Raw genomic sequence first — 25,843 nt, forward strand, 5'->3', positions numbered from 1 at the left:
TATCACTACTAACTTTCACTCGCCACTACTATGCCGCAAATGAACGAAAGTCGCGCGTCTGCTTTTCATCCTGCGCGACAGCGGTGCGGCCAGCGTCGCTGAGTGTTACAATCCGCCAAAGTTAAGCCCAGCACTGGCCAATTCGCCAGCACTACCAGCACCGCTATTTGCTTCACAGGATCTGTCATGACCGAGACCTCTTCTTCTTCGGCTACTCCTTCCCTCAGCTATAAGGATGCAGGCGTCGATATCGATGCCGGTAACGCCCTTGTTGACCGCATTAAACACGTTGCCAAACGCACGACTCGCCCCGAAGTCATGGGCGGGCTTGGCGGCTTTGGCGCGCTATGCGAGATCCCCGCGGGCTATCGGCAGCCCGTGCTCGTCTCAGGTACCGATGGCGTCGGCACCAAGCTGCGCCTGGCAATGGATCTTGGCAAGCACGACACCATTGGTATTGATTTGGTCGCCATGTGTGTCAACGACCTTATCGTGGCTGGCGCCGAACCGCTGCTATTTCTTGACTACTATGCCACGGGTAAGCTCGATGTGGATATTGCTGCTGACGTTGTCACCGGCATTGGCGCTGGTTGCGAATTGGCTGGCTGCGCCCTGGTAGGCGGCGAAACCGCCGAAATGCCGGGCATGTACGAAGGCAGCGACTACGATTTAGCGGGCTTTTGCGTGGGCGTGGTTGAAAAAGCAAATATTTTAGATGGCAGCAAAGTGGCCGAAGGCGATGTCATATTGGGACTTGCCTCATCCGGGCCACACTCCAACGGCTACTCATTGATTCGTAAAATCCTTGAGGTTAGCGACGCTTCGCTAGAGACCGACATCGACGGTAAAACCCTTGGCGATGCGCTGATGGCCCCCACCCGTATCTATGTCAAATCACTGCTCTCCTTGATGCGCGGTAGCGAGATTGCCGTGCATGCGTTATCACACATCACCGGTGGCGGTTTGCTTGAAAACATTCCTCGCGTACTGCCGGACAACCTCGCTGCGCATATTGATATTGCCAGTTGGCAGCGACCAGCCGTGTTTGATTGGCTACAGGCCAATGGAAACGTGAATGAAACTGAAATGCACCGCGTGCTCAATTGCGGTATTGGGATGGTCGTTGTGGTGCCGCAGCATCAAGCAAAACAGGCAATGGCTCACCTGGAAGCCGAAGGCGAATCCGTTTATCGTCTAGGGCAGATCGTTGAACGCCAAGGGGACGCCGTTATTTTGGAGAACCTCTCGGCATGACCAATACGGACTACCAGAGCGATACCATTAAAGACGTAACACCAGAGCCTCTCGGTGCACGCCGCATTGTCGTGCTTATCTCTGGCAGCGGTAGCAATCTTCAGGCGCTGATTGATGCTCAGTCCCACGACCGCTTAGGCGGCGGTGAGATTGTCGCAGTGATTTCCAATATTGCTGACGCCTATGGTTTGAAACGCGCACACGAAGCGGGCATTGAAGCGGTTGCCCTCCCCCACAGGGAGTATGATAGTCGCGAAGCCTACGACGGCGCCTTGATCAAAGTCATTGAGCGTCACGAGCCGGATCTGATTGTACTGGCGGGCTTTATGCGCATTTTGACGCCTCGCTTTGTGCAGCGCTTCCTGGGCCGTATGCTGAATATCCATCCTTCATTGCTGCCAGACTACCAAGGGCTCAACACTCACGCCCGCGCCCTGGCAGACGGTGTTGCCAGCCACGGCTGTAGCGTTCACTTCGTCACCGAAGAGCTAGACGGTGGCCCAGTGGTACTGCAAGCGGAGCTGCTGGTCAACGCGGACGACACGGCTGAAACACTGCAAGAGAAGGTTCGCTCCCGAGAACACCTAATCTACCCGATTGCAGTGCAGTGGTTTTTGGAAGGCAGGCTGCAGTTCAGTGCCGAAGGCGCCAAAATGGACGGTCATCTGCTACCGGAACACGGTATGCGGCTTTCCCACGCTGATGCTGCAGAAGAGCTTGATGAGGAGCTCGACGAAGAGTCGCAGGATTAGCATGAAAACGTCATCATAAGCATTGAAAAGCGCCTTACGTTTTTGCCGTAAGGCGCTTTTTTGTAGCAATGTACTTCGTATAACTAGGTACGCGGCAAGGTTACCCCACGCTGCCCCATATACTTTCCGCCCCGGTCTTTATACGAGGTTTCGCATACTTCGTCGGACTCTAAGAACAACATCTGGGCGACGCCCTCATGAGCGTAGATTTTTGCCGGCAGGTTGGTGGTGTTAGAGAATTCCAGCGTAACGTGGCCCTCCCACTCGGGCTCCAGCGGCGTCACGTTGACAATAATGCCGCAGCGCGCGTAGGTGGATTTCCCCAGGCAAATAGTCAGCACGTTACGGGGAATACGGAAATACTCCACCGTGCGCGCCAGCGCAAAAGAGTTCGGCGGAATAATACAGACATCGCCTTTAATATCGACGAAGCTGTTCGCGTCAAACGCTTTGGGATCAACAATCGCTGAGTGAATATTGGTGAAGACTTTGAATTCGTCTGAGCAGCGCACATCGTAACCGTAGCTTGAGGTGCCGTAGGAAATCACGCGCTGTTCGTTCACGTAGCGCACTTGCTCGGCTTCAAACGGCTCAATCATCGCGTCGCTTTTGGCCATGCGACGAATCCAATTATCAGATTTGATACTCATTTATGTCGTTATCACTCACTAAAGGAAATAGTTGGGCCGTCGCCTTGATTCGCGCTAACCGCTTCAGCGACTTTTTGGGCAATAGTCGCAAAGGTTTGACTCACCGCCCCGTCAGGTTCGGATACCACACTCGGGCGTCCCGAATCTGTCAGCTCTCGGATGGAGAGCGTCAGCGGCAGGCGTCCAAGTACTTGGGTATCGTACTCCTGGGCGATATTATCGCCACCACCTGTGCCGAAAATAGCCGCTTCATGGCCGCACTTTTCGCAGTGGTAGAGGCTCATATTTTCCACCACGCCAAGCACCGGCACGTTGACCTTGCGGAACATTTCGATCCCTTTACGGGCATCTAACAGCGCAATATCCTGTGGGGTGGTCACAATCACCGCCCCTGCCACCGGCACTTTCTGGGCCAGGGTCAGTTGGATATCGCCAGTACCTGGGGGCATGTCGATCAATAGAAAATCGAGATTATCCCATTGGGTTTGCGTCAGCATCTGCTGAAACGCGCCCACTACCATCGGCCCGCGCCACACCATTGGCTCACGGGTATTGACCATAAATGCCATCGACATGGCCTGAATGCCATGGGCCTGGAGCGGAAGGAATTTGTCATTACTTGCCGCCTGGGGGCGCGTACCCTCTTTAACACCGAGCATTTGTGCCTGGCTGGGTCCATAGATATCCGCATCCAGGACACCCACGCGATAGCCCTGTGCTGCCAGCGCTAATGCCAAATTCACGGTGACGGTGGATTTTCCCACGCCTCCCTTGCCCGATGCCACTGCAATAATATGTTTAACCCCATCCATTCAATGGCACTCCTCGTTTTAAGCTCTTAATAACTGAATTAACGTTGAGTGAATGATACGCCTCACAGCCAAAATCATAAACCAACAACAAGTGGGCGGATGCCGGTTCCCCGACATCCGCCCTTACTTTTCTAACGCGAAAGGTGCGTTACAGCATTACTATCCCGCCACTTATTAGCCAGCGTTTTGCTGCGACTCTTCACTGCCACCATCACTGTCATTGGCACTCTCACTTGAAGAGTTCCCATCTGACGAGCCCCCATTCGACGAGCTATCAGAAGAGCTGCTCGGGGAAGATGATGCAGCCTCACCCGCTGACTCTTCTGCATCGGCCAAACGGCTGTCTAACGTCGACAGCTCATCGCGCCATTCACTTAACTGGCTCTCTAAACGCTCTAGCTGGCTTTCACGCTTTTCGATATCACTCTCAACGCTGGCCACTTCTTCACGCCCAATATCCAGGGCAACCATGACGTCATCCAGCTCACTGCGCACCTGACTCAAGCTCTGCTCTTCTTCTTCGCGCAGCGCCGTTAGCGAATCAACATCACTTTGCAGCTCATCGCGTTCGCTGGTGAGTGAGTCACGCTCATTTTTTAGCTCACCAAGCTCGCTCTGGACACTCGAAATTTCCTCTTCTAAGCCACTTAGCTGTTCATTTGACTGGCTAATCTGATCTTCCAGCGAGGACAACTCATCTTCGGTATTGCCCAGCTCTTCGATCGCTTGCTGACGCTGCTGCTCCGCTTCCTGACGGGCAGCCTCAGCCTCCTGGCGGGCTTCTTCAGCACTAGAACGCGCTTCTTCTACTTGCTGGAGGGCACTTTCCGCCTCATCCCGAGTGCTGGTGATTTGATCACGCTCTTCGCGCAACGCAGTCATCTCGCTTTCAGCGCTCTCTACCTGCTCATTAAGAGAGGCAATTTCTTCTTCCAGCGCATCGCGCTCGGACTCAAGCTCTTCTAAACGCGACTGCACATCGCTGACATTGCCTTGGGCACTCTCAAGCGACGAGCTGGCCTCTTGCTGTTGAGCCTCAAGGGACGCCATCTCCTCTTGCAGCGCGGCTAAATTGGTTTCAGCTTCCTCAATTTCGCTAATGCGCTGGCTCATTTGGCTATTTTCCTGCTCAGCGCTGGCGAGCTGCTCTTCTAAGCTATTGACACGATCCTGGCGAGAACCTGCATTAGACTGCGCCATAATGGCCCAGATAACGGCAATGGCGGCGATACCAGCAATCGCTTTTACCCGGTTATCTTGAAAGAGGGTTTTCATGTCCGACTTTTTAGCCGGTTCTGGCTTGTTGGCAGGCGACTGGTGATCCGAGTGGTTTGCTTCCGACATTATGCGTTCCTCTATGGTCTTAGCTAACGTTTGTCCAAGCTAACAACAATCAGTTGCGCGATGATCAAGTACATAGGTAATGCGCTAACCGTGAATGCTCTCCCCCTTCAGCATACACAGCTCACTGTATCTAGCCAGTCTGTTTGCAAAATCGTGTACAAATGTTGCTACTGCGTTACAAGACAAGCAGGAACGATTATTATTTTAGCCAGAAGGAGGATGCTTTCCCTCATGAAAACCAGAGGCCTCTCCGCTCAGCGCATCAAACCAATCCAGTGTGGTATGCAGTGACACTACGCTGCCCACTATTAGCAGCGTAGGCGGTTTAATGTGGCCCGCCAAGAAAGTATCTGGTAATCCAGATAACGTACCCACGTGGGTACGCTGTCGGCGGGTCGTGCCCTGTTCAATCAGCGCCAGCGGTGTGTCTGGCGCTAAACCATGCTTAACCAGCGCCTGGCTGATCACCTTTACGGTGCCCAGCCCCATATAAAACACCAAGGTTTGCCCAGGCCGCGCTAACGCATCCCAATCAAGCTCACACTCCCCCTGCTGTAAATGCCCGGTGATGAAACGCACCGACTGGGCATGGTCGCGATGGGTCAAAGGAATGCCCGCATACGCCGCGCAGCCTGATGCCGCCGTCACCCCTGGGATGACTTCCACGCTCACTTGTGCTGCCACCAGCGCCTCAAGCTCCTCTCCGCCCCGGCCAAAAATAAACGGATCACCACCTTTAAGGCGCACGACACGCTTACCCTGCTGAGCCCACTTTACAAGCGCTTGATTAATCCCCTCTTGAGGGACGCTGTGCAGAGAGCGTGCTTTACCCACATAAAATCGCTGCGCCTGTGGCGGTATAAAGGCGACTATTTCACCGCTAACCAAGCGGTCGTACAGCACCACTTCAGCGGACTGCAGTCGCTTATACGCTTTTAGCGTCAATAACTCCGGGTCGCCAGGGCCCGCGCCCACTAGACTTACCAGGCCGTATGGCTGAGCCGTTTGCTCTCGTCCTGCTTCCAAGAATCCACCCCAGGAATAAAAAATTTTTTTAATATGCAAAAAAGTAATTAATTTTACCACTAAATGCCAATAACACCTTGTCTATTGCTTATAATGCAATCGAATATATATAAATAGAACATATATATTCTAAAAAAATATAGATAATAGCCATTTTGTCTGCAATGGCTTACATCCTGATTACGTATTTAGGGCTAATCTTCACGATCGAATTTAAATTGGCATATGTTTGGAGATTCACGCATGCCCGTGAATGATATAGACGCACCAGAGCGAGTCAGTGCAGACCACCTCGTACCCCACATACCCGGCGTTATCTTTCAGTTTCATCGCGCGCGCAATGGCCATATGCGGTTCCCCTACTTGGAGGGCGGCGGCGTGGCTCTCAAACATATTGACCGGGAACTGCTCGCCGAAAATGCAGGGCAGCTAGTTGAGCAACTGACCGGCAACGACCACCCCAAGATAATGTCCGCTATCGAACGCTCAGCCCGCTGGATGTTGCCTCTAACCACACGCTTTAGGCTACCGTTTCCACAAGACAAACCACACTGGATTGCGGTTAGCGCCAAACCAAAGCCCGTCGTCGATGGCGTGCAGTGGAACGGCATAATGATGGATATTAGCGATCAAGTCAGCGAAGAGCAGCGGCTGCGCAAACTATGCGATACAGACCCCCTGACTCAACTCCCCAATCGGCGCAAGCTCATGATGCACTTAACCCATGTTGCATCGCTTAGCGCCCGCCACGGCACACCGCTCTCCATCATGATGATCGATATTGATCACTTTAAGCGGCTTAATGATCGTTGGGGACATCTGCACGGGGATGATGTGCTTAAACAGTTGGCAACCTACGCCCAGTCGCTGCTGCGTTGCGAAGACATGGTGGCTCGGTTGGGAGGAGAAGAGTTTATGGTCGTGCTGCCGCTTACTCCGCTGCAGCAATGCCATGCACTTGCCGACCGCTTACGCCAGGCTATCAGTGTACGCGACTTCGGTATGGGGCCAGGCCAAGTGACGCTGAGTATTGGGGTTGCCGAATATCGCTGTGGCGAACCCCTCACGAGTCTGATCGAGCGGGCCGACCAGGCGCTGTATAGCGCCAAAGACGTTGGTCGTGACTGCGTTTGCCATCTACGCTGATAAGGCATACTCAATTGCAGGAGCCAAACAATGACAAGGCTAGCCGACGCCATTTGTGAACCGTGCAGCAAAGATGCTCAACCTTTAAGTAAAGATGAAGCCCAAGAGCGGCTAAAAAGCCTCAGCCAGTGGCAGATTGTCGAGCACGATGGCATCATGAAGCTGTCGCGAAGTTTTAAATTCCGTGACTTTGCCAGCGCATTGGCATTTACCCAAGGCGTTGGCGATATTGCAGAGCAGGCTGGCCATCACCCCGTTATCGTGACCGAGTGGGGCAAAGCCACCGTCACGTGGTGGTCTCACGCTATTAAAGGCCTGCATCTTAATGACTTCATTCTTGCCGCCAGAACCGACGAGGTAGCCGAATAAATGTTTGAGCATATTGAGCGAGTCCCAGGAGATGCCATTCTCGGGCTGATCGAAGCTTTCAAGAAAGATACCAATCCGCAAAAGGTGGATTTAGGTGTTGGTGTTTACCGCGATACCCAAGGCAATACGCCGGTAATGCGCGCCGTTAAGGAAGCAGAAGCTCGCCTGCTCAAGAATGAAACGACGAAAACCTATATCGGTTCTCACGGCGCGCCCAGCTATGGTGAAGTAGTACTTCCCATGGTTTTCGGTGCTGAGTCACCGGTACTCAAAGCCAACCGTGCCAGCGCTACCCAGTCGCCTGGCGGCACCGGCGCCCTGCGCCTGGCAGCCGACTTCATTTCCACTCAGTTGCCGGGCAAAGGTATCTGGGTAAGCGACCCAACATGGCCCAACCACCACGGTATTTTTACCGCCGCGGGTATTGAGCTGCACAAGTACCCCTACGTTGACCCCGACAACCGTCTCGACTTCGACGGTATGCGTGCAGCGCTAAAAAGCATTCCAGAAGGCGATGTAGTCGTACTCCACGCCTGCTGCCATAACCCGACCGGGTTTGACCTTTCCCACGACCAGTGGCAGGAAGTATTAGAGATCGTCCGTGAGCGCAAGCTGCTGCCGCTGATCGACTTTGCCTATCAGGGCTTTGGCGAAGGGCTGGACGAGGATGCTTACGGCGTTCGCTTACTGGCGGAAAACCTCGACGAAGCGATCATCACCAGCTCCTGCTCCAAGAACTTCGGTATTTATTGTGAGCGTACCGGCTGCTTGATCATGGTGGCAAAAGACAGCGAGCAGATGGGCAACATTCGCTCACAGGTCGCGATCGTGGCACGGGAAAACTACTCAAACCCGCCTGCACACGGCGGCGCTATCGTCAGTGAGATCCTCCACGATCCAGAGCTGACTGCGCTATGGCGTGAAGAGCTCACCGAAATGCGTGACCGTATCAATACTCTGCGTCGCGATTTCGTTGAAGCACTGAAACCCTATGGCCTGGACGAGAAGTACGCCTGCGTAGCTGAACAGCGCGGTATGTTCTCCTACACAGGCTTAACGCCGGAACAGGTAGATCGGTTGCGCGATGAGTTTGGCATCTACATGGTACGCTCGGGTCGCGCTAACGTAGCGGGCTTCTCCCATGAGAACCTGCCCTACCTGGCCAAAGCGATTGCCGCTGTCAACGACTAGCTAGCAAGCATTGCCGCACTACAAACGCCCAGGCCTACCTGGGCGTTTTTGTGTGCTGAACACTTGACCGATTAGTCAACACTTCGGCACACTCAGCGTTGCCTTGTATACAACACACCATAATCAAGAGGCCTAACATGGCGGCTGCCAGCACCCACTACCCCTGGTACAAAAAAGAAGACACCGACGCGTTCTTCGCCCTGTTCCAAAACAATATTGCCAACTTTGTCATTATTGCCATCACCATGCTGGGCATGGGATTCCCCTCTTCCATTGTCTATGGGCAGGTGCTGCCAGGCGCGGCAGTAGCGGTAATGGTCGGTAATTTCTACTATGCCTGGAGCGCGGCAAGACTGGCCCGCAAGGAGAACCGTGCCGATGTAACGGCGCTCTCTTACGGTATCTCAACGCCGGTTATGTTTGTGTTTCTATTCGGCGTACTGCTACCCGCCAAACAGCTCACCGGTGATGCAGAAATGGCCTGGAAAGTAGCCGTCGCCGCCTGCTTTATCAGCGGCGCCATCGAAGCCGCAATCAGCATAATTGGCCGCTGGGTGCAGTACCACCTACCGCGCGCTGCCATGCTGGGCGCCGTTGCGGGTGTCGCACTGACGTTTATCGCCGGTGAAATGCTGTTCAAAACGCTGGAAATGCCGATTATTGGTCTACTGGTGCTAGCGATCATTATTGTTGGGCTGGTCGCACGAGTGAGTATGCCGTTTAAACTCCCCACCTCACTATTCGCCATTATCGTCGGCACCACCATGGCCTATTTGATTGGCGACGCCGGCACCGAGCGCTTTAGCGATGCGTTCACGCACTTGGGCTTTTATCCATTACTTCCCAACCTAGCCTGGTTTGAAGGGCTGGGATTACTGCTGACCAGTATGCTGGCGGTACTCACCGTGGTGCTGCCGATTACGCTCTATAACGCCATTGAGACGATGAACAACGTCGAGGCGATGGAGGCCGCAGGCGATAAGTACGATGTGCGGGAGTGTCAGGCGGTTGATGGCGCAGGCACCATGATTGGCGCGCTGTTTGGCGGCGTCTTTCCTACCACGGTCTATATTGCCACCGTAGGGGCCAAGTGGATGGGCGCAGGCCGGGGCTACAGCCTTCTCAACGGCGCGGTATATGCGCTGGCTACCATGTTCGGCTTAATCGCTGCCCTAGCCGCAATCATTCCCGTTTCAGTGGTCGCACCGATTTTGGTCTTTGTCGGTATGTCGATGATTGCCACCGCGTTTCAGTCCAACGACACACGCTACTATCCTGCCGTAGCGTTGGCCATGCTACCCTACTTCGCCAACTACGTGATGACGCGCTTTAACCGCGGGGCTGGTGAGGTCGTCACCGATATATCCAGTGCCATTGTGGTGATGGGCCAAGGGGCTATGTTTATGGCCATTCTGTTGGGCGCTATGACGGTATCGGTGATTGATCACCAGTTCCGACGCGCGGCCGCCTTCGCTGCCATTGCCGCGGGCTTTTCCTTCGTTGGGCTGATGCACGCCCCCGAACTGTCATTCAATGCTGCCCCAGAGTTCGTGATGGGCTACTTAGGGATGGCGCTGCTGTTTATCTACTTCTCCTTTCAGGAAGCTGGGCGCCTGCGTTAATTAACGAATCCCGCCTGCCGATGCGGGCGGGAAAGAATGCGCCGCATGACTTGCCACGCCATCAAGCCTGCCAGCAGGTTGCCTACGGCGGCGCCCGCCGCCAGCCCCCACCAACCGAAGAGCTGTGAACCTAACCACAGGCAGGGTAAATAGCAGATAAACAGCCGTGCGCTGGATAGCAGCATCGCTCGCAGCGGCCAACCTAGAGCATTGCCCGCCGAAACCACTAACATACAAACGCCCAGCGCTGCGTAGCTTGGCAGCAGAAAGCGAATCAGCAGGGTCAGCTCGTTTTGTACCTCTGGATTGCCTGCTAAGGCCATGGCTAGCCAGGGAGCCCCCAGAGCCAGTAGCACGCCCAGACTAAGCTGCCAAACCAGCGCGACCTTTACCGCCAAACGCATAAGCTGCTGAATTTGCCCCCAATCTCCGGCACCATAGCAGCGTCCTAACCACGGCGGTAGCGACATGGTCATAGCCAGAATAACCATCAGGGAAAGCGTTTCCAAACGGCTCGCCAACCCCCAGGCCGCTACTTCACTTTCACCCAGACCCGCCACCACTGAGATTGCCAGCATCGCAGCCAAGGGCGGCATCAGTTGGCTGACCATCGCAGGGGCGGCAATGCCAGTAAACGGTCGCCACGACTGCCTCGCCTCTAGCCATAGGCCTTGCTGCGATGCCCACTGGCGTTTGAGCAGTTTACGTGTAGTGACCAACAGACCCACTGAGAAAGCAATTGCAGTTGCCCAGGCAGCACCGGGCAATCCCCAACCCTCCCAATCGCCGACACCAAAAATCAGTAGTGGATCGAGCACCAGGTTCACAACACTACTGAGAACCATCATTTTACCTGGTAAACGGGTATCGCCATGGGCACGGAAAATGCTGTAGCTGAAATAGAGCAGTGCTCCCAGCCAGGCGGACAACAGTTGCGGCCCCCAGTAAATATGGATATAGGAAAGCGTCGCTTCATCGGCGCCAAGGAGCTGAAAAACGGGCACATGGAACACCCACAAGGCAAACGCCAACAGACCAATCACTCCGCCACCTGCCATTAATACCAGGCTGCTCAAGCGCCTCGCTCGCTCCCCTTCCCCTGCGCCGAGCGCCCGGGAAATAAGTGCCGCAATGGCGATACCCATACCCACTTGAATGCCGATAATCAGAAATGACAGCGGAAAGGTGAACGACTGCGCCGCTAGCTGTGCGGTACCCAAACGGGCAATAAAGGCGCTATCAACAAGTTGAAAACCCAATAGCGCCAACACCCCGATGGCCATTGGCCAGGTTTGCCGCCATAGGGTTATCGCCAACTCGCGTTGCTGCATCACAATTGCCAAGCCAACTCTCCTTTTATTCGCCTTAAACGCAAAAACGCCACCACCCCTAGCGGAGTGATGGCGCTTAACTAAAAGTACTCTTTACTGACGAATACCTTCAAACGTGACGTACAGCTCAAGCTCATGCATGGATTCTGGAAAATCGCTCATGTCGATTCCGTAATCACTCAACGTCAGCGTAGTGCTGCCTTCGAAACCAGCGCGGTAGTTACCCCAAGGGTCATCACCCTCACCCATCAGTGTAACCGGCATTTCAATCTCTTGGGTTTCGCCATGCAGGGTCAGATCACCAGTCAAGACGCCTTCATTTTCACCCGTTGATTCAAAGCCTGTGGAGCTAAATGTGGCGGTAGGGAACTCACCGGCATTAAGGAAATCTTCGCTCAAGATATGGCGATCACGCTCGGCGTGATTGCTGGTCAGGCTATCAACCTGCACTTCGATTTCAGCAGAAGACGCGTCGAGATCTTCAGGATCATAGGCAAACTGACCATCGAACTCTTCAAAGCTGCCGAGAATGTAGGAGAAGCCCAGATGTGAAATTTTAAACTGGACAAAAGCGTGCTGACCTTCGGTATCAATCTGATAATCAGCTGCCTGCGCTTGGCTCAAAGGTACCAGCGCTACAGCGGCGATCGCGGATGCAAATGCTGTCTTCTTGAACATATTGAATTGCTCCTTGCTTTACTTAATAGGCACCGCGGGCAGTCAATTATCTTACCCGCAGTGTTTAGAAAAACGTGTATACAGACAACGTCATTAACTTGGTGCGTTTTAATTGCCAGCTTGGCTATGCGCTGGGTTTAACATGCGTACCAAGGTTTTATGCCGACCTAACCAATGGTGCTTAACAGCAGCAAGGGCGTGGCCCGCTGCCAGGATCATCAACGCCAGGGCGCTGTACCAGTGTACGGTGCCCGCCTGGCTTGCCTGATTGGGCAAGTCATATAGCAACGCCGGCACCTCAAACCAACCAAACACACTAATACCACGTCCATCAGCAGTAGAAATTAAATAACCGCTCACCATAACGACTATTAGAAGCACATAGAGCGCAATATGACCGAGATGGGCAGCAATAGTTTCTAATCGACTCCCCTCGGCGTAGGGCGTCGGCTGTACGAAGCGCCATACCAAACGCGCAAAGGTAGCAAACAATAGCAAGATGCCAATCGAGCGGTGTACCCACGGCCCCTGATTATACCAAGGGTCATAATAGCCCAGGTCAGTCATCCACCAGCCCAGTGCAAACAGACCAATAATGGCCAGCGCGCTTAGCCAATGAAACAGAATACTAATCAATCCCCAACCGTTGCGACTGTTACGCCACATTGTGCTATTCCTCATTTTATCTATGGCTGCTTCAACTTAGCCAACGCGCTTATCAGATCTTGGATTACGCTATTCGTCCACGCCCAGAACCTTACCGCTAGAAGCTAATAAAAACCGCTGAAAAAAGCAGGATATTTCATTCGTAAAAACCATTGAATAACCAGGTAACAATTTTTACGCAGTTCGTCTTTCTAAAAAGACAAAGCCAATCCATTCTATAAAATCGAACAAAAAAAGCAAATATAACCAATTTTATAATTTTGTTTGCACGCTTACTATTAATGCATGTCCTAAAGGACATCCAGCAATGACCGAAAAACGGTACATAAACTTTCTATTAGAGAGCGCCAATCATGAAAAAAATGACCCTTATCACCGCTATTGCCATGACGTTGACTTCTACTGCCGTTCTAGCTGAACAGGGATCTGGCGAGCTTAACCAGATTATTCAGCCTAGCTCTTCAGCGAATTACAGCACTGACAGCGTGCACCTGACACCAGCTGATTTGCCTTTGGTCAACGGCGATGCAAAGAACAACACCGTTGTTGCTCCGAGCTCTCACATCAATCACTCTTCCAGCAATGAAGATCAGGTTGCGCTGTCAGACCTGCCTCACCGCAACGCTTCTTGAAACAAATAAGGGGGCTTTGTTTGCACAGCATATGACCCATTAGGTTTCAAAAGTACGAAAAACCCACCTTCAAAGGTGGGTTTTCGTGACTGTGTAGGATTGCTTAACATCAATTAGCCAGCCAGAACATCCAAGCCACGAGCAAGATCGCGCTGGATATCCTGCTGACTCTCAAGCCCTACCGCCACGCGGATCAGCCCTGGCGCAATACCCGCCGCTTCTTTCTGAGCATCAGACAAACGCCCATGGGTAGTGGTGGCCGGATGAGTAATAGTGGATTTAACGTCACCCAAATTCCCTGTTATCGAAAGCATTCGGGTTGCATCGATCACCTGCCACGCACCCTCTTGTCCTCCTTTCACTTCAAAACCCAGCACCGCGCCAAACCCTTTCTGCTGCTGTTTAGCCAAATCGTGCTGAGGATGATTCTCCAGGCCGCTATAAAACACATGCTTAACCGCCGAGTGGGCATCCAGCCAACGCGCCAGGGTCAAGGCGTTTTCACAGTGAGCTTTCATACGCAGCGACAGGGTTTCCAGGCCCTTGGTAAAAATCCACGCGTTGAAGGGGCTCAAGCAAGGCCCGCAGGTGCGCACCACGCCGAACACTTCCTCAAGCAGCGCATGACTACCTACCACGGCACCACCAACTGCACGGCCTTGGCCGTCCAAATACTTGGTCGCTGAGTGAATAACCAAGTCAGCACCTAACGCCAAGGGCTGCTGAAGTGCCGGGGTAAGGAAGCAGTTATCTATCGCCAGTAGCGCATCGTGACGTTTTGCCAACGCAGACAGGGCCGAAATATCGGCAATTTCTGACAGTGGATTTGAGGGCGTTTCGGCAAACAGTAGCCGCGTTTTGGGAGTAATCGCCGCTTCCCAGGCAGCAACGCTGGAAAGTTCCACATAGCGCGTGGTAATACCCAGCTTACCTAGATACTTATCGAACAGACTAACCGTCGAGCCAAATAGCGACCGGGAGGCCACAATCTCGTCCCCTGCGGAAAGCAGTGCCAGCGCAGTGGAGAGAATAGCGGACATACCCGAGCTGGTGGCCACACAACGCTCGCCACCTTCAAGGGCCGCCAGGCGGCGCTCAAAGGTATGCACTGTCGGGTTGGTAAAGCGCGAGTAGACGTTGCCCGGCTCCTGCCCACCAAATTTACGCGCCGCTTCTGCAGCGCTTTCGTAGACAAAGCTTGAGGTCGGAAAAATAGGCTCCGAGTGTTCTTGCTCGAAGGTGCGCTGATGGCCCGCACGGATAGCCAGCGTCTCTAATGACCACTCATCCTGGTGACCGTCTTCCTGATGATTATCATCATGCATAAGACTTCTCTCCTAATCGTCCAGGTCATCGTCCTGATTGTGCATATCGACCAGGGCATGATCACCGGCACTTTGATCCTTGGCGGAATCATTACGGCTAGCTTCCAAGGCGGCCAGGTAGGCGTCGTCGATATCACCAGTCACGTAATTGCCGTCAAACACCGAGCAATCAAACTCTTCCATTTCCGGGTTCACTTCGCGGCAGGCCGCTTTTAGATCCTCTAGGTTTTGATAGAAGATACGGTCAGCGCCAATCAAATCCCCTACTTCCTCTTCGCTGCGGCCATGAGCAATCAGCTCAGACGCTGCAGGCATATCGATGCCATACACGTTGGGGAAACGTACCGGGGGCGCCGCCGAGGCAAAATAGACCTTGCGTGCCCCGGCATCGCGGGCCATTTGAATGATCTGCTTACAGGTCGTGCCGCGCACAATGGAGTCGTCCACCAACAAAACGTTTTTGCCTTTAAACTCAACGTCTATCGCATTGAGCTTTTGGCGTACCGATTTTTTACGCTGAGTTTGCCCCGGCATAATAAAGGTACGGCCAATATAGCGGTTCTTCATGAACCCTTCGCGGTAGGTCACCCCGAGGTGCTGCGCCATTTCAAGGGCGGAGGTACGCGACGTATCAGGGATCGGGATGACCACGTCGATATCGTGATCCGGCCACTCGTTGAGAATGCGATCCCCCAGCTTGCGACCCATCTGCATACGGGTGCCGTAAACATAGGCGCCGTCCAACAGTGAATCGGGACGCGCTAGATAAACGTGCTCAAAGATACACGAACGTAGCTCGGGGCGGTCAGCACATACCTGGGTGTGAATATTGCCTTCGATGTCGACAAAGATGGCTTCACCAGGCGATAGGTCACGCTCCAGTTCAAAACCGCCCACATCCAAGGCGACGGATTCGGAGGCGATCATCACCGCCTGCCCGTTCTCCTCTTCGCGGGTACCAAACACCACGGGGCGAATACCGAAGGGGTCACGAAATGCCACCATGCCAAAGCCATTAATAATCGCGACAGCGGCATAACCACCCTTGCAGCGACGGTGAACACGACGCACGGCGTCGAAGATATCTTCCGCTTCCAGGTGCAAACCCTGCTTGCCCAGCTCGTGAGCGAAGACGTTAAGCAGCACTTCAGAATCGGAGCTGGTGTTGATGTGACGCAGATCGGTAGAGAACAGCTCCTGCTTCAACTGCTCAGAGTTGGTCAGGTTACCGTTATGCGCCAGCGCAATGCCGTAAGGAGAGTTAACATAGAACGGCTGTGACTCAGCTTCACTTGAAGAGCCTGCCGTCGGGTAACGCACGTGACCAATGCCTAGGTTACCTTTTAGGCGGGCCATATGACGGGTGTGAAATACATCACGTACCAAGCCGTTACTCTTGCGCAGTAGGAAGCGTCCCTCGCTCCATGTCATCATGCCGGCAGCGTCCTGGCCACGATGCTGAAGTACGGTCAGGGCATCGTAGATTCCCTGATTTACCGCCTGCTTGCCCAGAAGGCCCACTATACCGCACATTCACGTTACCTCGCTTAATGCCATGGCTTACCTAAGTCACATACCTAAGAAAGCCCGAACGTTCGTAGAATCGACTTCAGTAGCAGGTCAATCACCTGCCGGGATAACCTCACGCTCCGTCGCACTAGGCAGACGCAGTTCAGGTAGAGAGATGTCGCGCAGCGACGATGGCGCCTCAGGCAGCTCACGATCCCACTGATCTAACTGGCTCACCGCCCAATCGCGCAGTTGAATAAAGGTCGGTCGCAGCTCGGCTTGTTGCCACGCCTGCAGTTCCGCCAGCGGTGTGAGGGTAATCAGCACGGTAGCAATAAGCAAAATAACCGCCCCACGAGCAACACCAAAAGCGGCCCCCGCCACACGGTTCAAAAGCCCCATGCCTACCCACTCAATCGCCGCATGCACCAAGCGAATGACTATGCCGCAAAGCAAAATAACGGCAAAGATCACCAGTATAAAAGCGAGCACTAGGCGGGCATCAAAGCTATCGATAAACCCGCTCATCAGTTCGGCCACCGGTTCGGCGAGGACTCGGGCAACCATTAAGGCAACGACCCAGGCGGCCAACCCCAATGCCTCGCGAACAAATCCCCGGACGAATCCGGCTAGCATTGATAGCGCCAGCACGGCCAAGAACACCGCATCAATCCAGGTTAATGCCATCGTTTAGTCTCTTACCCGAACAAGCAGGCCCTGCACATTGGCCCGCTCTTTAATCGAGGACATGGCAGACTCCCCCTCCTCAGAAGTGGCATAAGGGCCCACAAAGACGGTGGTCATATTGTTATCGCGCTCACGCTGATAAACAGTAAACCCTTCACCCGAAAGCTGCTCGCTAAGGCGCTGCGCATTACCGGGCTCACCAAAGCTGCCGACTTGCACCGCCCACTCTCCCTGAGCACTTGCTGAGGGGGTGGATGAGCTAGATGAGGAGCTTTGCGATGAACGTTGTGAAGAGCCCTGTGAAGAACCTTCACTGCTGTTTTGACCGCTGCCACTATTGCTGGCAATCAGGTCAGCAATAGGGTCGCTATCGGAGGTCTCCGGCTCTTCATTCGGTTCACTGGATCCCGCCGCCTCGGGACTCGAGGGCGACTGATTAGCAGCAGTAATTTGATCGGTTTCCGGCAACCTCGGATCGACGTCAATAGGCATATCGCCCTCTTCATTACGGGCCGCTGACGATAGAGACGGCTCGCCGATGGTTGAAGGCCTTTCCGGTGCAGGAACGTCACGGCGCTCCACTTCAACGGGCTGCTCGATCACAAAGTTCGGCTGGGGACGTTCTTCCCTTGGTGCGGGGTCGCTCATTAGCCACGGCACAAAGATCGCCAGTAGCGCGAGCAGAATCACAATACCGCTAATGCGTTCCGTTTTACCGTATTTCATTTCCGTCTCCATCAAGCGACGCAGCGCCTGTTGGCAGTGGCCGAGCTAACAGTGCCGCTACTGTAAAGAACGATCCGGTGGCCAAGACACGATCATTGGGCGTTAACATGTTAGCGAGCCAATCGACGCCTGCTTGCGGCGAATCAGCACTAAAATGCACCCGCCCTCCCTGAGCTATAATACGTTGCGACAACTCGCTTGCCTGGCAACCTCGCTCTCCGCTCAACGACACGCACACCCAATCACTAATGCGAGACGCTAACGTCTGTATGACACCGTCAATATCCTTATCATTCAACATGCCAATAAGGCCCCACTGCCGACCACCTTCCGGAGGTTGCGGCAAATGGCGAACGACATACTCGGCAGCATGAGGATTATGACCTACATCCAGGCACCAAGGCCCAATCCATTGCAGCCGCCCCGGCAACTGCACAGAACTCAACGCAGCTTGCACGCGCGCCGCTTCCAACCCAAGCCCTGCAAGCACAAGCGCCTGCAAAGCAGTGGCGGCGTTATCGATAGGCAGCCCCGGCTCGGGAAGCTCGTCAATAACAATGCGTTGACCATCCGGATGCTGCCCCTGCCAGCGCCATTGCGAAGGCTCAGAAGCCATCGTCTGATGGGCAAATTGCTGGCCCAAACAAAACATAGGCGCCGCCAGCACCTGAGCACATTCAGCGACACTGGAAGGTAACGTTTGGCTACCTAGCACGGCGGGACGATTGGCACGAAAAATACCGGCTTTTTCACGCCCAATCTGGGCTAAATCGGTGCCTAAAAAGTTAGCGTGATCCTGAGCAATAGTGGTAACAATGGCCACATCCGCATCAATAATATTGACTGCATCAAGGCGACCACCCAGCCCCACTTCTAGCACCGCAAGATCAAGCTTTGCATTGGCCAAGCACCACAGTCCGCACAGTGTCCCCGCTTCAAAATAGGTCAGGCTGATTTCACTGCCCTGCAATCGTGCCTGCTCAACCCGCTCAAAGCCTTGCACCAGCAGTTGGTCGTCGGCTTCCTGATCATCGATTTTAACGCGCTCGTTGTAGCGCAATAAATGGGGAGAAGTGTAGGTACCCACTCGCCAACCATGGGCACGGGCAACGCTATCAATCATGGCAAGGGTTGAGCCCTTGCCGTTGGTGCCTGCTACCGTAATAACGCGGGGGGCGATGGGGCTTGAAAGCAGCCCCATCCGTTTAGCCACCTGCGAGACCCGCTCCAGGCCCATATCAATCCCTACCGGATGCAGCGTTTCCAAATGCTGGAGCCACTGTTGCAAAGAGTAGAGCGGCAAAGAAGGTGTCTGCAGAGAGTCAGGCATTGCGCGAATGGTCATCACTCTTAACGAAAGCGGTGTCCTTCTTAGGCGCCTCAACTTTCTCGAACGTTACGTCAGCGGTTTCCGCCAAGCTATCTTCCTCAACGATAGGCTCAACGACCTCAGCATCATCAGGATTGGTCGAACTCACCGGCGTTGCGTCGTGGTGGGTTAACTTACGCAGCACACTACCCACGCGGGCACGCATTTCATGACGATGAACGATCATGTCGACGGTACCGTGCTCAAGCAGAAACTCGCTGCGCTGGAACCCTTCTGGCAAGGTTTCACGCACCGTTTGCTCGATGACCCTGGGGCCTGCAAAACCAATCAAGGCATTGGGTTCGGCAATATTCAAGTCACCCAACATGGCTAGTGAGGCTGAAACACCGCCAAAGACCGGATCCGTAAGCACAGAAATATACGGCACACCCGCTTGTTTGAGCTTTTCAAGCGCGGCGGATGTTTTAGCCATCTGCATCAACGAGAAGAGCGCTTCCTGCATACGTGCCCCACCGGAGGCGGCAAAGCACACTAGCGGGATGTTCTCTTCCAGCGCCACGGTAGCGGCGCGAACAAATTTCTCGCCGACCACTGCCCCCATTGAGCCGCCCATAAAGGTGAACTCAAAGGCAACGGCAACGACCGGAAGACCATCCAACTCACCGCGCATAGCGACCAGCGCATCTTTCTCGCCAGTATCTTTTTGCGCCGCAGTCAGGCGGTCTTTGTATTTTTTAGAGTCGCGAAACTTCAACCGATCATTGGGTTCGATTTCCGCCGCGATCTCTTCGCGTTCTGCTTTATCCAAGAACCAGTCCAAGCGTTTGCGTGCCGTCAAGCGCAGATGGTGATCGCACTTGGGACAGACGCTGTTATGTTTCTCTAGCTCAGGGAGGTAGAGAACCGCTTCGCACTTGGGACATTTACGCCAGAGGCCGTCGGGCACGCTAGCGCGACGGTCTTTACGCTGGATGCGACCCATGGAGGGTACGATCTTGTCTAACCAGCTCATATCAAAAAGGCTTCCGTTATACGTCAACGCCTGGCAGAACCAGGCTCGATGAGTGTCGTGAATCTATTCAGTATAGGCGATAAAGCAATTCGCTTTAGGCATCCATCGCCGTACGCATCTCTGCTAATACACTTTTCAACTGGCCCGCAATGGTTTCCGGCGCATCGACACTTTCAGCGATGCGGTTAACCAAAGCGCTACCTACAATCACACCATCGGCGACTTTAGCTACTTCAGCGGCCGTCACGCCATCGCGGATACCGAAACCAACACATAGCGGTAAATCGGTCATCCCCCGCAGCGGCGCCAAGTGCTCGGCCACATCGTCTGCGTTCAGGGTGGCGGCACCGGTCACGCCTTTCAGCGAAACGTAGTAGAGGTAGCCCTCGCCATGGGCGCATATTGTAGCGGCACGCTGGTTAGAAGTGGTAGGCGCAACCAAAAAAATCGCCGCTAAATCTCGCGATTTCAGCAGTGGCCCAATCTCTTCGGCCTCTTCAGGCGGCATATCCACTATCAGCACACCATCAACGCCCACGCTGGCAGCTTGATCGGCAAAGTTTTCGTAGCCAATTCGCTCAATCGGATTCAAGTAGCCCATCAACACAACCGGTGTGGTGGTATCGGTTTGGCGGAACTCTTTGACCATCTGCATAAGGTCGACCAGCCGTGTGCCCTGCTTTAACGCACGCTCACAGGCTTTTTGAATCACCGGGCCATCCGCCATGGGGTCGGAAAAAGGCACGCCTAGCTCAATCACATCGGCGCCTGCTTCCACCAAAGCATGCATAAAACCAACGGTGTACTGAGGTGCTGGATCACCTGCGGTGATGTAAGGAATCAGGGCCTTGCGGCCCTGCTGCTTAAGTTCACTGAAACGCTGATCAATACGGTTCATGCTCGCCCTTAAAAAAAGCTGACCTTAAAATTCGATGCCATCAATCTTAGCAACGGTCATGATGTCTTTGTCGCCACGCCCGGAGAGGTTGACCACAATATGCTGGTCAGGACGCATGGTAGGCGCCAATACCTTGGCATGGGCCAGCGCATGGGCCGACTCAAGGGCCGGCATAATGCCTTCCATGTGGGTCAGCTCGCGAAACGCTTCGAGCACTTCTTTATCGTTAGCGGCCACATAGGAGACCCGACCCACGTCTTTCCAAAGCGCGTGTTCGGGGCCTACGCCAGGATAATCCAGGCCAGCTGAAATAGAGTGCGTATCCGACACCTGCCCGGCTTCATCTGACATTAAGTAGGTGCGATTACCGTGGAGCACGCCGCGCGGCGCATTGGATGACAGCGGCGCCGCGTGGCGGCCGGTTTCGACGCCATCGCCACCGGCCTCCACGCCATACATGGCCACGTCGTCATCTTCCACAAAGGGGTAGAACAGACCCAAAGCATTAGAGCCACCGCCCACGCAGGCAATCAGCGCATCGGGAAGACGGCCGATCTGCTCCAGCGACTGGCGGCGCGCTTCACGCCCCACCACCGCGTTGAAATCGCGCACCAGCAGCGGATAAGGGTGCGGGCCCGCCACGGTACCGATGATATAGAAGGTGTTGTCAACGTTGGTGACCCAGTCACGCAGCGCTTCGTTCATGGCGTCTTTGAGGGTGCGGGTACCGGACTCTACCGGAATGACCCGAGCGCCCAGTAGGCGCATACGGTAAACGTTAAGCTTTTGGCGCTGTACGTCTTCAGCCCCCATATACACGTCGCACTCAAGCCCTAGGCGAGCAGCAACGGTCGCCGAGGCAACGCCATGCTGGCCCGCCCCGGTTTCAGCGATAATGCGTGGTTTGCCGGTTTTTTTGGCCAGCAGTGCCTGACCAATGGTGTTGTTTACCTTGTGAGCGCCGGTATGATTCAGATCTTCCCGTTTCAACCAAATCTGTGCGCCCCCAAGACTCGCCGACCAGCGTTTGGCGTGGTAGAGCGGCGATGGACGTCCCACATAGTGGGCAAGATCGTAGTCAAACTCGGCCTGAAAGTCAGGGTCATCACGCAGGCTTAAGTACGTCTTCTCCAACTCTTCCAACGCAAAGCTCAGGGTTTCTGACACAAACCGACCGCCGTAAGGGCCAAAATGACCACGGGCATCCGGCATTCGGGTCAGATCGCTGAACTTGGTTTTTGGTGTAGGCGTCGCAGAAACAGTCACAGGGATACCTCACAAGATCGCCAGAGCAGGCAAACAATAAATGAATCGACGTAAACACGTAGCTCGATAAAATACCCATAAGCAATACGCATAAATTACACAAAAACTAGGCTTACATAAACTTATGCGGGGAACGCTAGTGGGTGTCGGCTAACGCCACATGACGCACGAAAGACGCCATTTTGTCAGCATCTTTACAGCCGTGAGAGGCTTCAATACCACCGGACACATCCACTGCATAAGGCGCTACCTGACGCACAGCGTCAGCAATGTTATCAGCACTCAGCCCACCGGCGAGGATAACAGGTTTTGCAAGATTTGCGGGAATTCTAGACCAATCAAAGGTCTCCCCCGTGCCCCCCGGCGTCCCCGGTCGATACGCGTCTAGCAGCAGCGCCTGAGCATGATGATAGCGCTCTGCCTCATGGGTAAGATCTATCTCATCGCGCATGCGCAGCGCTTTCATCCAGGGTAGCGAAAAGCGCTGGCACTCATCGGGCGTTTCATTGCCATGAAACTGAAGCATATCGAGATAGGGCAAGCACTGCTCAATGAGCTCAGCAGGCTGGTCGACAAACAGCCCCACACGGGTCACAAAGGCAGGCACGCGGGCAGAGAGCGCCGCCAGTTGTTCGACATTCACGCTGCGCGCACTTTTTGGCCACATCACAAAACCCAAGGCATCCACGCCCAGCGCCACGGCGAGGCCAATATCCTCACCACGCGTAAAACCACAGAACTTGATTCGAGTGCGGGTTTGCGGAGAAGCACTCATGGCGACGCCTCCTGTTTCGGGGTAGCTGCCGGGTTACACAACGAGCGATTGCGTCGATAGGCCACCCGTGGCGTATCAGGAAGCTCGCGCTCTCCCGTCCACTCGCCAGTAAATGAGAGCAGATGCGGCCCCAACGGCTCTTTAGGCAAATCAAAGCGCTCATCGTAGACCGAATCGACAAAATGCAGCCCACAGGCGGGTGCCGTCACATCCCCTTTGCGACGGTTTTTAAGCGCTAAAAGTTCACCAATATAAGCTTCATCCTGGGCACCGCGTCCGACGCTTACCAGCGCCCCGGCAATGTTGCGAATCATGTGGTGTAAGAACGCGTTGCCTTGAATATCGATCATCACCAACTGGCCGTAGCGCTTTACGTCCACAAAGTGCATATGTCGCCAGGGGGTTTTGGACTGACACCCAGCGGCACGGAAGCTGGAAAAATCGTGCTCGCCTACCAGCGCCTGGGCGGCCCGGTGCATGGCATCGGCGTCTAACGGGTCACGGCACCAGGTCACATTGGCCCGCTCCAATACAGGGCGGCTGATCTGGTTCAACAGCACGTAGCGGTAGCGGCGCCCCAGGGCGCATAGGCGTGAATGAAAGTCATCGCCCACTGGTTTCACCCAGCGTACAGCAACGTCGCGGGGCAAATGGGTATTAGCGCCAAAGATCCAGGCTTTTTCGGAGCGCCCTACCGGCGGGTCAAAATGGACGATCTGACGGGTCGCATGCACCCCCGAATCGGTGCGCCCACTGGCATTCACCCGGACAGGCTCATTGGCCACCTTGGACAGCGCATCCTCTAACGATGCCTGAACCGATGCAGCATGGTTTAAGCGCTGAAAACCGCAGTAGCGGGTACCGTCGTACTCGATACCCATTGCCAAGCGGCCGGTAAGCGGAATTTTCTCATCGAAGTGATAGAACAGCGTCATCAAGCCACATCATTTTGAAGATTTTGAAGGATCGCTATTATCCAGGCCTCGAGGCTTGAATGCTACCTCTTCAATTTCCCATTCCTCTTCAACTGGCCTACGTGGCTGTTTCGCGGGAGGCACCGGTTCGGCATGCGACTCACTGAAGAACTCCACCGTGGGCTGCATTGGGGTCTCGGTGCGCTGACCATCATGGGTGGGTGAAGCGCTGTTTAAGATCGGCGGGTGGTAATCGATAAAGCGATGGTCTAGATCCTCAGCTGTTTCAGAAGGCTTGTCGGTTTGCTGCACATGAGCATTAGCAGCCGCAGAGGCAGGTATACCGGCACGGATAGAAGCTAGCAGTTGGCTCATGGGCATAGGACTCGGCGGCGGTGCTAAAGAGACATTTTGAGAACGGTCAGCGGAAACAGCGTGTAGCTTCAGCCTCCGCTGACGCCCCTGCTCAGCGAGTCCCGATGCCTGACTTTTTTCATAGCGAAGGGGGTCGTCTTGCGATGGCGTCTGCCCTTGATCGTCGACCAGCCACTGATCAGTATCTAATGTCGGCGCGGCGTTAGTGGCAAGAGCATCGTTCTCAGCCTTGGGGTCTACGCGAGGCGAAGCCGCTGGCTTAACCACGGGTTCAGCCAGCGGAATGTCTTCCCAGGTCTCCTCTCGGCGCTTACGTAACCATGCCAACAGCGCTAGCAGCAGTGTGATGGCGGCCAAAGCCAACGTCCACTGGTAGCGCTCAATTAAGCCAGCCACACCCGGGCTCTTCGTCTCATCCATGCTAGCAATGAGTGGCGCTGAAGGTGGCTCTTGAGCAGCCAACGTATCGCTTAGCGCCTGCGTTAGGGAGGCAACCTCACCACGCAGCTCATCAAGCTCAGCGCGCATCAACTCACGCTCTTCACGAACCTGCTGTAATGTCGCTTGGCTTAGGTGCAGTTGCTCGGTCAGCTCCGAACGCGTTATTGCTTCAGGCTCGTCGACTTCCTCTTCAACCCCAGCTTGGTCGGCGGCTATGGAGGTAGCAGAAACAGACGTGGCGGCTTCAACCTTCGGTAGCGCCACTGTTTGCAATGAGCCAGGGCGGCGTTGCTGCCAGGCTTCATTCATCGCTTTGATAGCAGCATCGGCATCACCGTGAGAGCGCGCCAGAATGCGTTCAGAATTAGGCACCCGAAGTGTTTGCTCTGCACGCATGTCATTTATATTGCCCGATGGAAAGACCTCAGAGTTGGCCTCCAGCAGCGCCAGCATCATCTGCTGTACGCTCACCTCGTCAGGTTTAATACGCTCGGCAACGCTCCATAGGGTATCGCCGCTCCCCACATAGGCACTCGATGGCGGCGTCGAACTGGGCTGAGCAAGCGGAGACGTGACGGCACTGCTTACTGCTGACGAGCTGGGGGCAGCATTTTGAGCAAGCGCTTGATTCTGAGCATAGCCTTGGGGATCAAACAGTAGTGTTATGTCGCGAAACTGCTGCCCGTCTGGCAACTCCACCGTTAACAGCAAATCAAGCCAGGGCTCCTGCATCGTTTTATCAGAGCTTAAGCGTACCTGTCGGCGCCCCTGCTGCTCTTGAATCTGGACGCGCACGCTGGCCGCTAATGGCGTCCATTCAAGGCCTGCTGAGGCAAAGGCTGGAGGCTCGGCAACGCTGATATGAATCTCGTCGAGGGCGTAATCACTGCTTTCGAGCAGAGGGATCGAAGCATCTAAAGGCGCATCCAGATATGAGCTGACACTCGCCTGTCCAAAACCAACGGCCAGCGCAATCGGACTTACTGCACTCAACGAGAGCCATGCAATCCATGTCAGTGATTTTTTCATGAATGTTCCCTGATCACCTACTTACTTTTAACGACTGATACCAAATAATTTTACTAAGTCTTTTTTGTCATAACTTAACGAAA

The 25,843-nt window shown here is 54.4% G+C and carries 25 protein-coding genes; 7 read left to right on the forward strand and 18 right to left on the reverse strand.

Annotation, left to right across the window (positions count from 1 at the left end; all coding sequences use genetic code 11):
* Window positions 1-186: 186 nt before the first annotated feature.
* Together purM and purN are read left to right on the forward strand one after the other, a co-directional pair.
* A complete protein-coding gene (gene purM / locus LMS44_RS12555; protein WP_022523235.1) occupies window positions 187-1,254 on the forward strand; it encodes a phosphoribosylformylglycinamidine cyclo-ligase in 1,068 nt (355 codons plus the stop codon).
* Entirely contained in the window at window positions 1,251-2,006 is a 756-nt protein-coding gene (purN, locus tag LMS44_RS12560; RefSeq protein ID WP_009286943.1) for a phosphoribosylglycinamide formyltransferase, read from the forward strand. Before purM ends, purN begins: the two co-directional genes overlap by 4 nt.
* 83 nt (window positions 2,007-2,089) lie before the next feature.
* Here purN and dcd read toward each other — a convergent pair whose 3' ends face one another.
* From dcd to cobA, 4 genes are all read right to left on the reverse strand, one after another.
* On the reverse strand, window positions 2,090-2,656 hold the full coding sequence (gene dcd, locus LMS44_RS12565; RefSeq protein ID WP_009286944.1) for a dCTP deaminase: 567 nt from the start codon (window positions 2,654-2,656) through the stop codon (window positions 2,090-2,092).
* Window positions 2,657-2,667: 11 nt separating this feature from the next.
* Window positions 2,668-3,468 carry an iron-sulfur cluster carrier protein ApbC gene (apbC, locus tag LMS44_RS12570; RefSeq protein ID WP_009286945.1) on the reverse strand — a complete coding sequence of 267 codons (801 nt, stop codon included), beginning with the start codon at window positions 3,466-3,468 and terminating at the stop codon, window positions 2,668-2,670.
* 174 nt (window positions 3,469-3,642) lie between these two features.
* Window positions 3,643-4,812: a coiled-coil domain-containing protein gene (locus LMS44_RS12575; RefSeq protein WP_027957472.1), complete on the reverse strand. Its 1,170-nt coding sequence runs from the start codon at window positions 4,810-4,812 to the stop codon at window positions 3,643-3,645.
* A 204-nt stretch (window positions 4,813-5,016) separates the two neighbouring features.
* Window positions 5,017-5,838, reverse strand: coding sequence for a uroporphyrinogen-III C-methyltransferase (gene cobA / locus LMS44_RS12580; protein WP_051430467.1), 822 nt, complete (start codon window positions 5,836-5,838; stop codon window positions 5,017-5,019).
* A gap of 243 nt (window positions 5,839-6,081) precedes the next feature.
* Between cobA and LMS44_RS12585 the strand changes: the two genes are divergently transcribed.
* From LMS44_RS12585 to LMS44_RS12600, 4 genes are all read left to right on the forward strand, one after another.
* Window positions 6,082-6,984: a GGDEF domain-containing protein gene (locus LMS44_RS12585; protein ID WP_022523231.1), complete on the forward strand. Its 903-nt coding sequence runs from the start codon at window positions 6,082-6,084 to the stop codon at window positions 6,982-6,984.
* A gap of 30 nt (window positions 6,985-7,014) precedes the next feature.
* Window positions 7,015-7,353 (forward strand): 4a-hydroxytetrahydrobiopterin dehydratase, encoded by a 339-nt coding sequence (locus LMS44_RS12590; protein ID WP_022523230.1) that lies wholly within the window; start codon window positions 7,015-7,017, stop codon window positions 7,351-7,353.
* Complete coding sequence (locus LMS44_RS12595) at window positions 7,354-8,544, forward strand: amino acid aminotransferase (protein WP_155705907.1); 1,191 nt, start codon at window positions 7,354-7,356, stop codon at window positions 8,542-8,544.
* A gap of 137 nt (window positions 8,545-8,681) precedes the next feature.
* A complete protein-coding gene (locus LMS44_RS12600) occupies window positions 8,682-10,166 on the forward strand; it encodes a uracil permease (RefSeq protein WP_027957474.1) in 1,485 nt (494 codons plus the stop codon).
* On the opposite strand, the gene LMS44_RS12605 is transcribed toward LMS44_RS12600, so the two are convergent.
* The 3 genes from LMS44_RS12605 to LMS44_RS12615 all read right to left on the reverse strand — a co-directional run bounded on the left by LMS44_RS12605 (window position 10,163) and on the right by LMS44_RS12615 (window position 12,841).
* Window positions 10,163-11,497 (reverse strand): MATE family efflux transporter, encoded by a 1,335-nt coding sequence (locus LMS44_RS12605; protein WP_035537694.1) that lies wholly within the window; start codon window positions 11,495-11,497, stop codon window positions 10,163-10,165. The genes LMS44_RS12600 and LMS44_RS12605 overlap by 4 nt on opposite strands.
* Before the next feature lie 93 nt (window positions 11,498-11,590).
* Window positions 11,591-12,175, reverse strand: coding sequence for a YceI family protein (locus LMS44_RS12610; protein WP_022523227.1), 585 nt, complete (start codon window positions 12,173-12,175; stop codon window positions 11,591-11,593).
* 108 nt (window positions 12,176-12,283) lie between these two features.
* Entirely contained in the window at window positions 12,284-12,841 is a 558-nt protein-coding gene (locus LMS44_RS12615) for a cytochrome b (protein WP_022523226.1), read from the reverse strand.
* A 353-nt stretch (window positions 12,842-13,194) separates the two neighbouring features.
* On the opposite strand from LMS44_RS12615, the gene LMS44_RS12620 reads away from it, so the two are divergent.
* Window positions 13,195-13,473 carry a hypothetical protein gene (locus tag LMS44_RS12620; protein ID WP_022523225.1) on the forward strand — a complete coding sequence of 93 codons (279 nt, stop codon included), beginning with the start codon at window positions 13,195-13,197 and terminating at the stop codon, window positions 13,471-13,473.
* A gap of 113 nt (window positions 13,474-13,586) precedes the next feature.
* Here LMS44_RS12620 and LMS44_RS12625 read toward each other — a convergent pair whose 3' ends face one another.
* From LMS44_RS12625 to LMS44_RS12675, 11 genes are all read right to left on the reverse strand, one after another.
* On the reverse strand, window positions 13,587-14,798 hold the full coding sequence (locus LMS44_RS12625) for an O-succinylhomoserine sulfhydrylase (protein ID WP_041158508.1): 1,212 nt from the start codon (window positions 14,796-14,798) through the stop codon (window positions 13,587-13,589).
* Between the two features lie 12 nt (window positions 14,799-14,810).
* Window positions 14,811-16,331, reverse strand: coding sequence for an amidophosphoribosyltransferase (gene purF, locus LMS44_RS12630; RefSeq protein ID WP_009286952.1), 1,521 nt, complete (start codon window positions 16,329-16,331; stop codon window positions 14,811-14,813).
* Window positions 16,332-16,418: 87 nt separating this feature from the next.
* Window positions 16,419-16,994, reverse strand: a complete 576-nt coding sequence (locus LMS44_RS12635; protein WP_009286953.1) for a CvpA family protein — start codon at window positions 16,992-16,994, stop codon at window positions 16,419-16,421.
* Between the two features lie 3 nt (window positions 16,995-16,997).
* The gene (locus tag LMS44_RS12640; protein ID WP_422154525.1) at window positions 16,998-17,720 is read right to left on the reverse strand and encodes an SPOR domain-containing protein; all 723 of its coding nucleotides are present in this window, start codon (window positions 17,718-17,720) and stop codon (window positions 16,998-17,000) included.
* Window positions 17,707-19,065: a bifunctional tetrahydrofolate synthase/dihydrofolate synthase gene (folC, locus tag LMS44_RS12645; protein ID WP_022523222.1), complete on the reverse strand. Its 1,359-nt coding sequence runs from the start codon at window positions 19,063-19,065 to the stop codon at window positions 17,707-17,709. Before folC ends, LMS44_RS12640 begins: the two co-directional genes overlap by 14 nt.
* A complete protein-coding gene (gene accD / locus LMS44_RS12650; protein ID WP_022523221.1) occupies window positions 19,043-20,062 on the reverse strand; it encodes an acetyl-CoA carboxylase, carboxyltransferase subunit beta in 1,020 nt (339 codons plus the stop codon). Before accD ends, folC begins: the two co-directional genes overlap by 23 nt.
* A gap of 94 nt (window positions 20,063-20,156) precedes the next feature.
* Entirely contained in the window at window positions 20,157-20,960 is an 804-nt protein-coding gene (gene trpA, locus LMS44_RS12655) for a tryptophan synthase subunit alpha (RefSeq protein WP_009286954.1), read from the reverse strand.
* Between the two features lie 24 nt (window positions 20,961-20,984).
* On the reverse strand, window positions 20,985-22,172 hold the full coding sequence (trpB, locus tag LMS44_RS12660; RefSeq protein WP_170834129.1) for a tryptophan synthase subunit beta: 1,188 nt from the start codon (window positions 22,170-22,172) through the stop codon (window positions 20,985-20,987).
* Between the two features lie 190 nt (window positions 22,173-22,362).
* On the reverse strand, window positions 22,363-23,001 hold the full coding sequence (locus LMS44_RS12665; RefSeq protein WP_009286956.1) for a phosphoribosylanthranilate isomerase: 639 nt from the start codon (window positions 22,999-23,001) through the stop codon (window positions 22,363-22,365).
* Window positions 22,998-23,936, reverse strand: a complete 939-nt coding sequence (gene truA / locus LMS44_RS12670; RefSeq protein ID WP_039859055.1) for a tRNA pseudouridine(38-40) synthase TruA — start codon at window positions 23,934-23,936, stop codon at window positions 22,998-23,000. The genes LMS44_RS12665 and truA overlap by 4 nt, the downstream gene beginning before the upstream one ends.
* 9 nt (window positions 23,937-23,945) lie before the next feature.
* Window positions 23,946-25,760, reverse strand: a complete 1,815-nt coding sequence (locus tag LMS44_RS12675) for a type IV pilus assembly protein FimV (RefSeq protein WP_422154529.1) — start codon at window positions 25,758-25,760, stop codon at window positions 23,946-23,948.
* Window positions 25,761-25,843: the final 83 nt, after the last annotated feature.

It is taken from the genome of Halomonas profundus, from assembly GCF_020865425.1.
Taxonomy (GTDB): domain Bacteria; phylum Pseudomonadota; class Gammaproteobacteria; order Pseudomonadales; family Halomonadaceae; genus Vreelandella; species Vreelandella titanicae.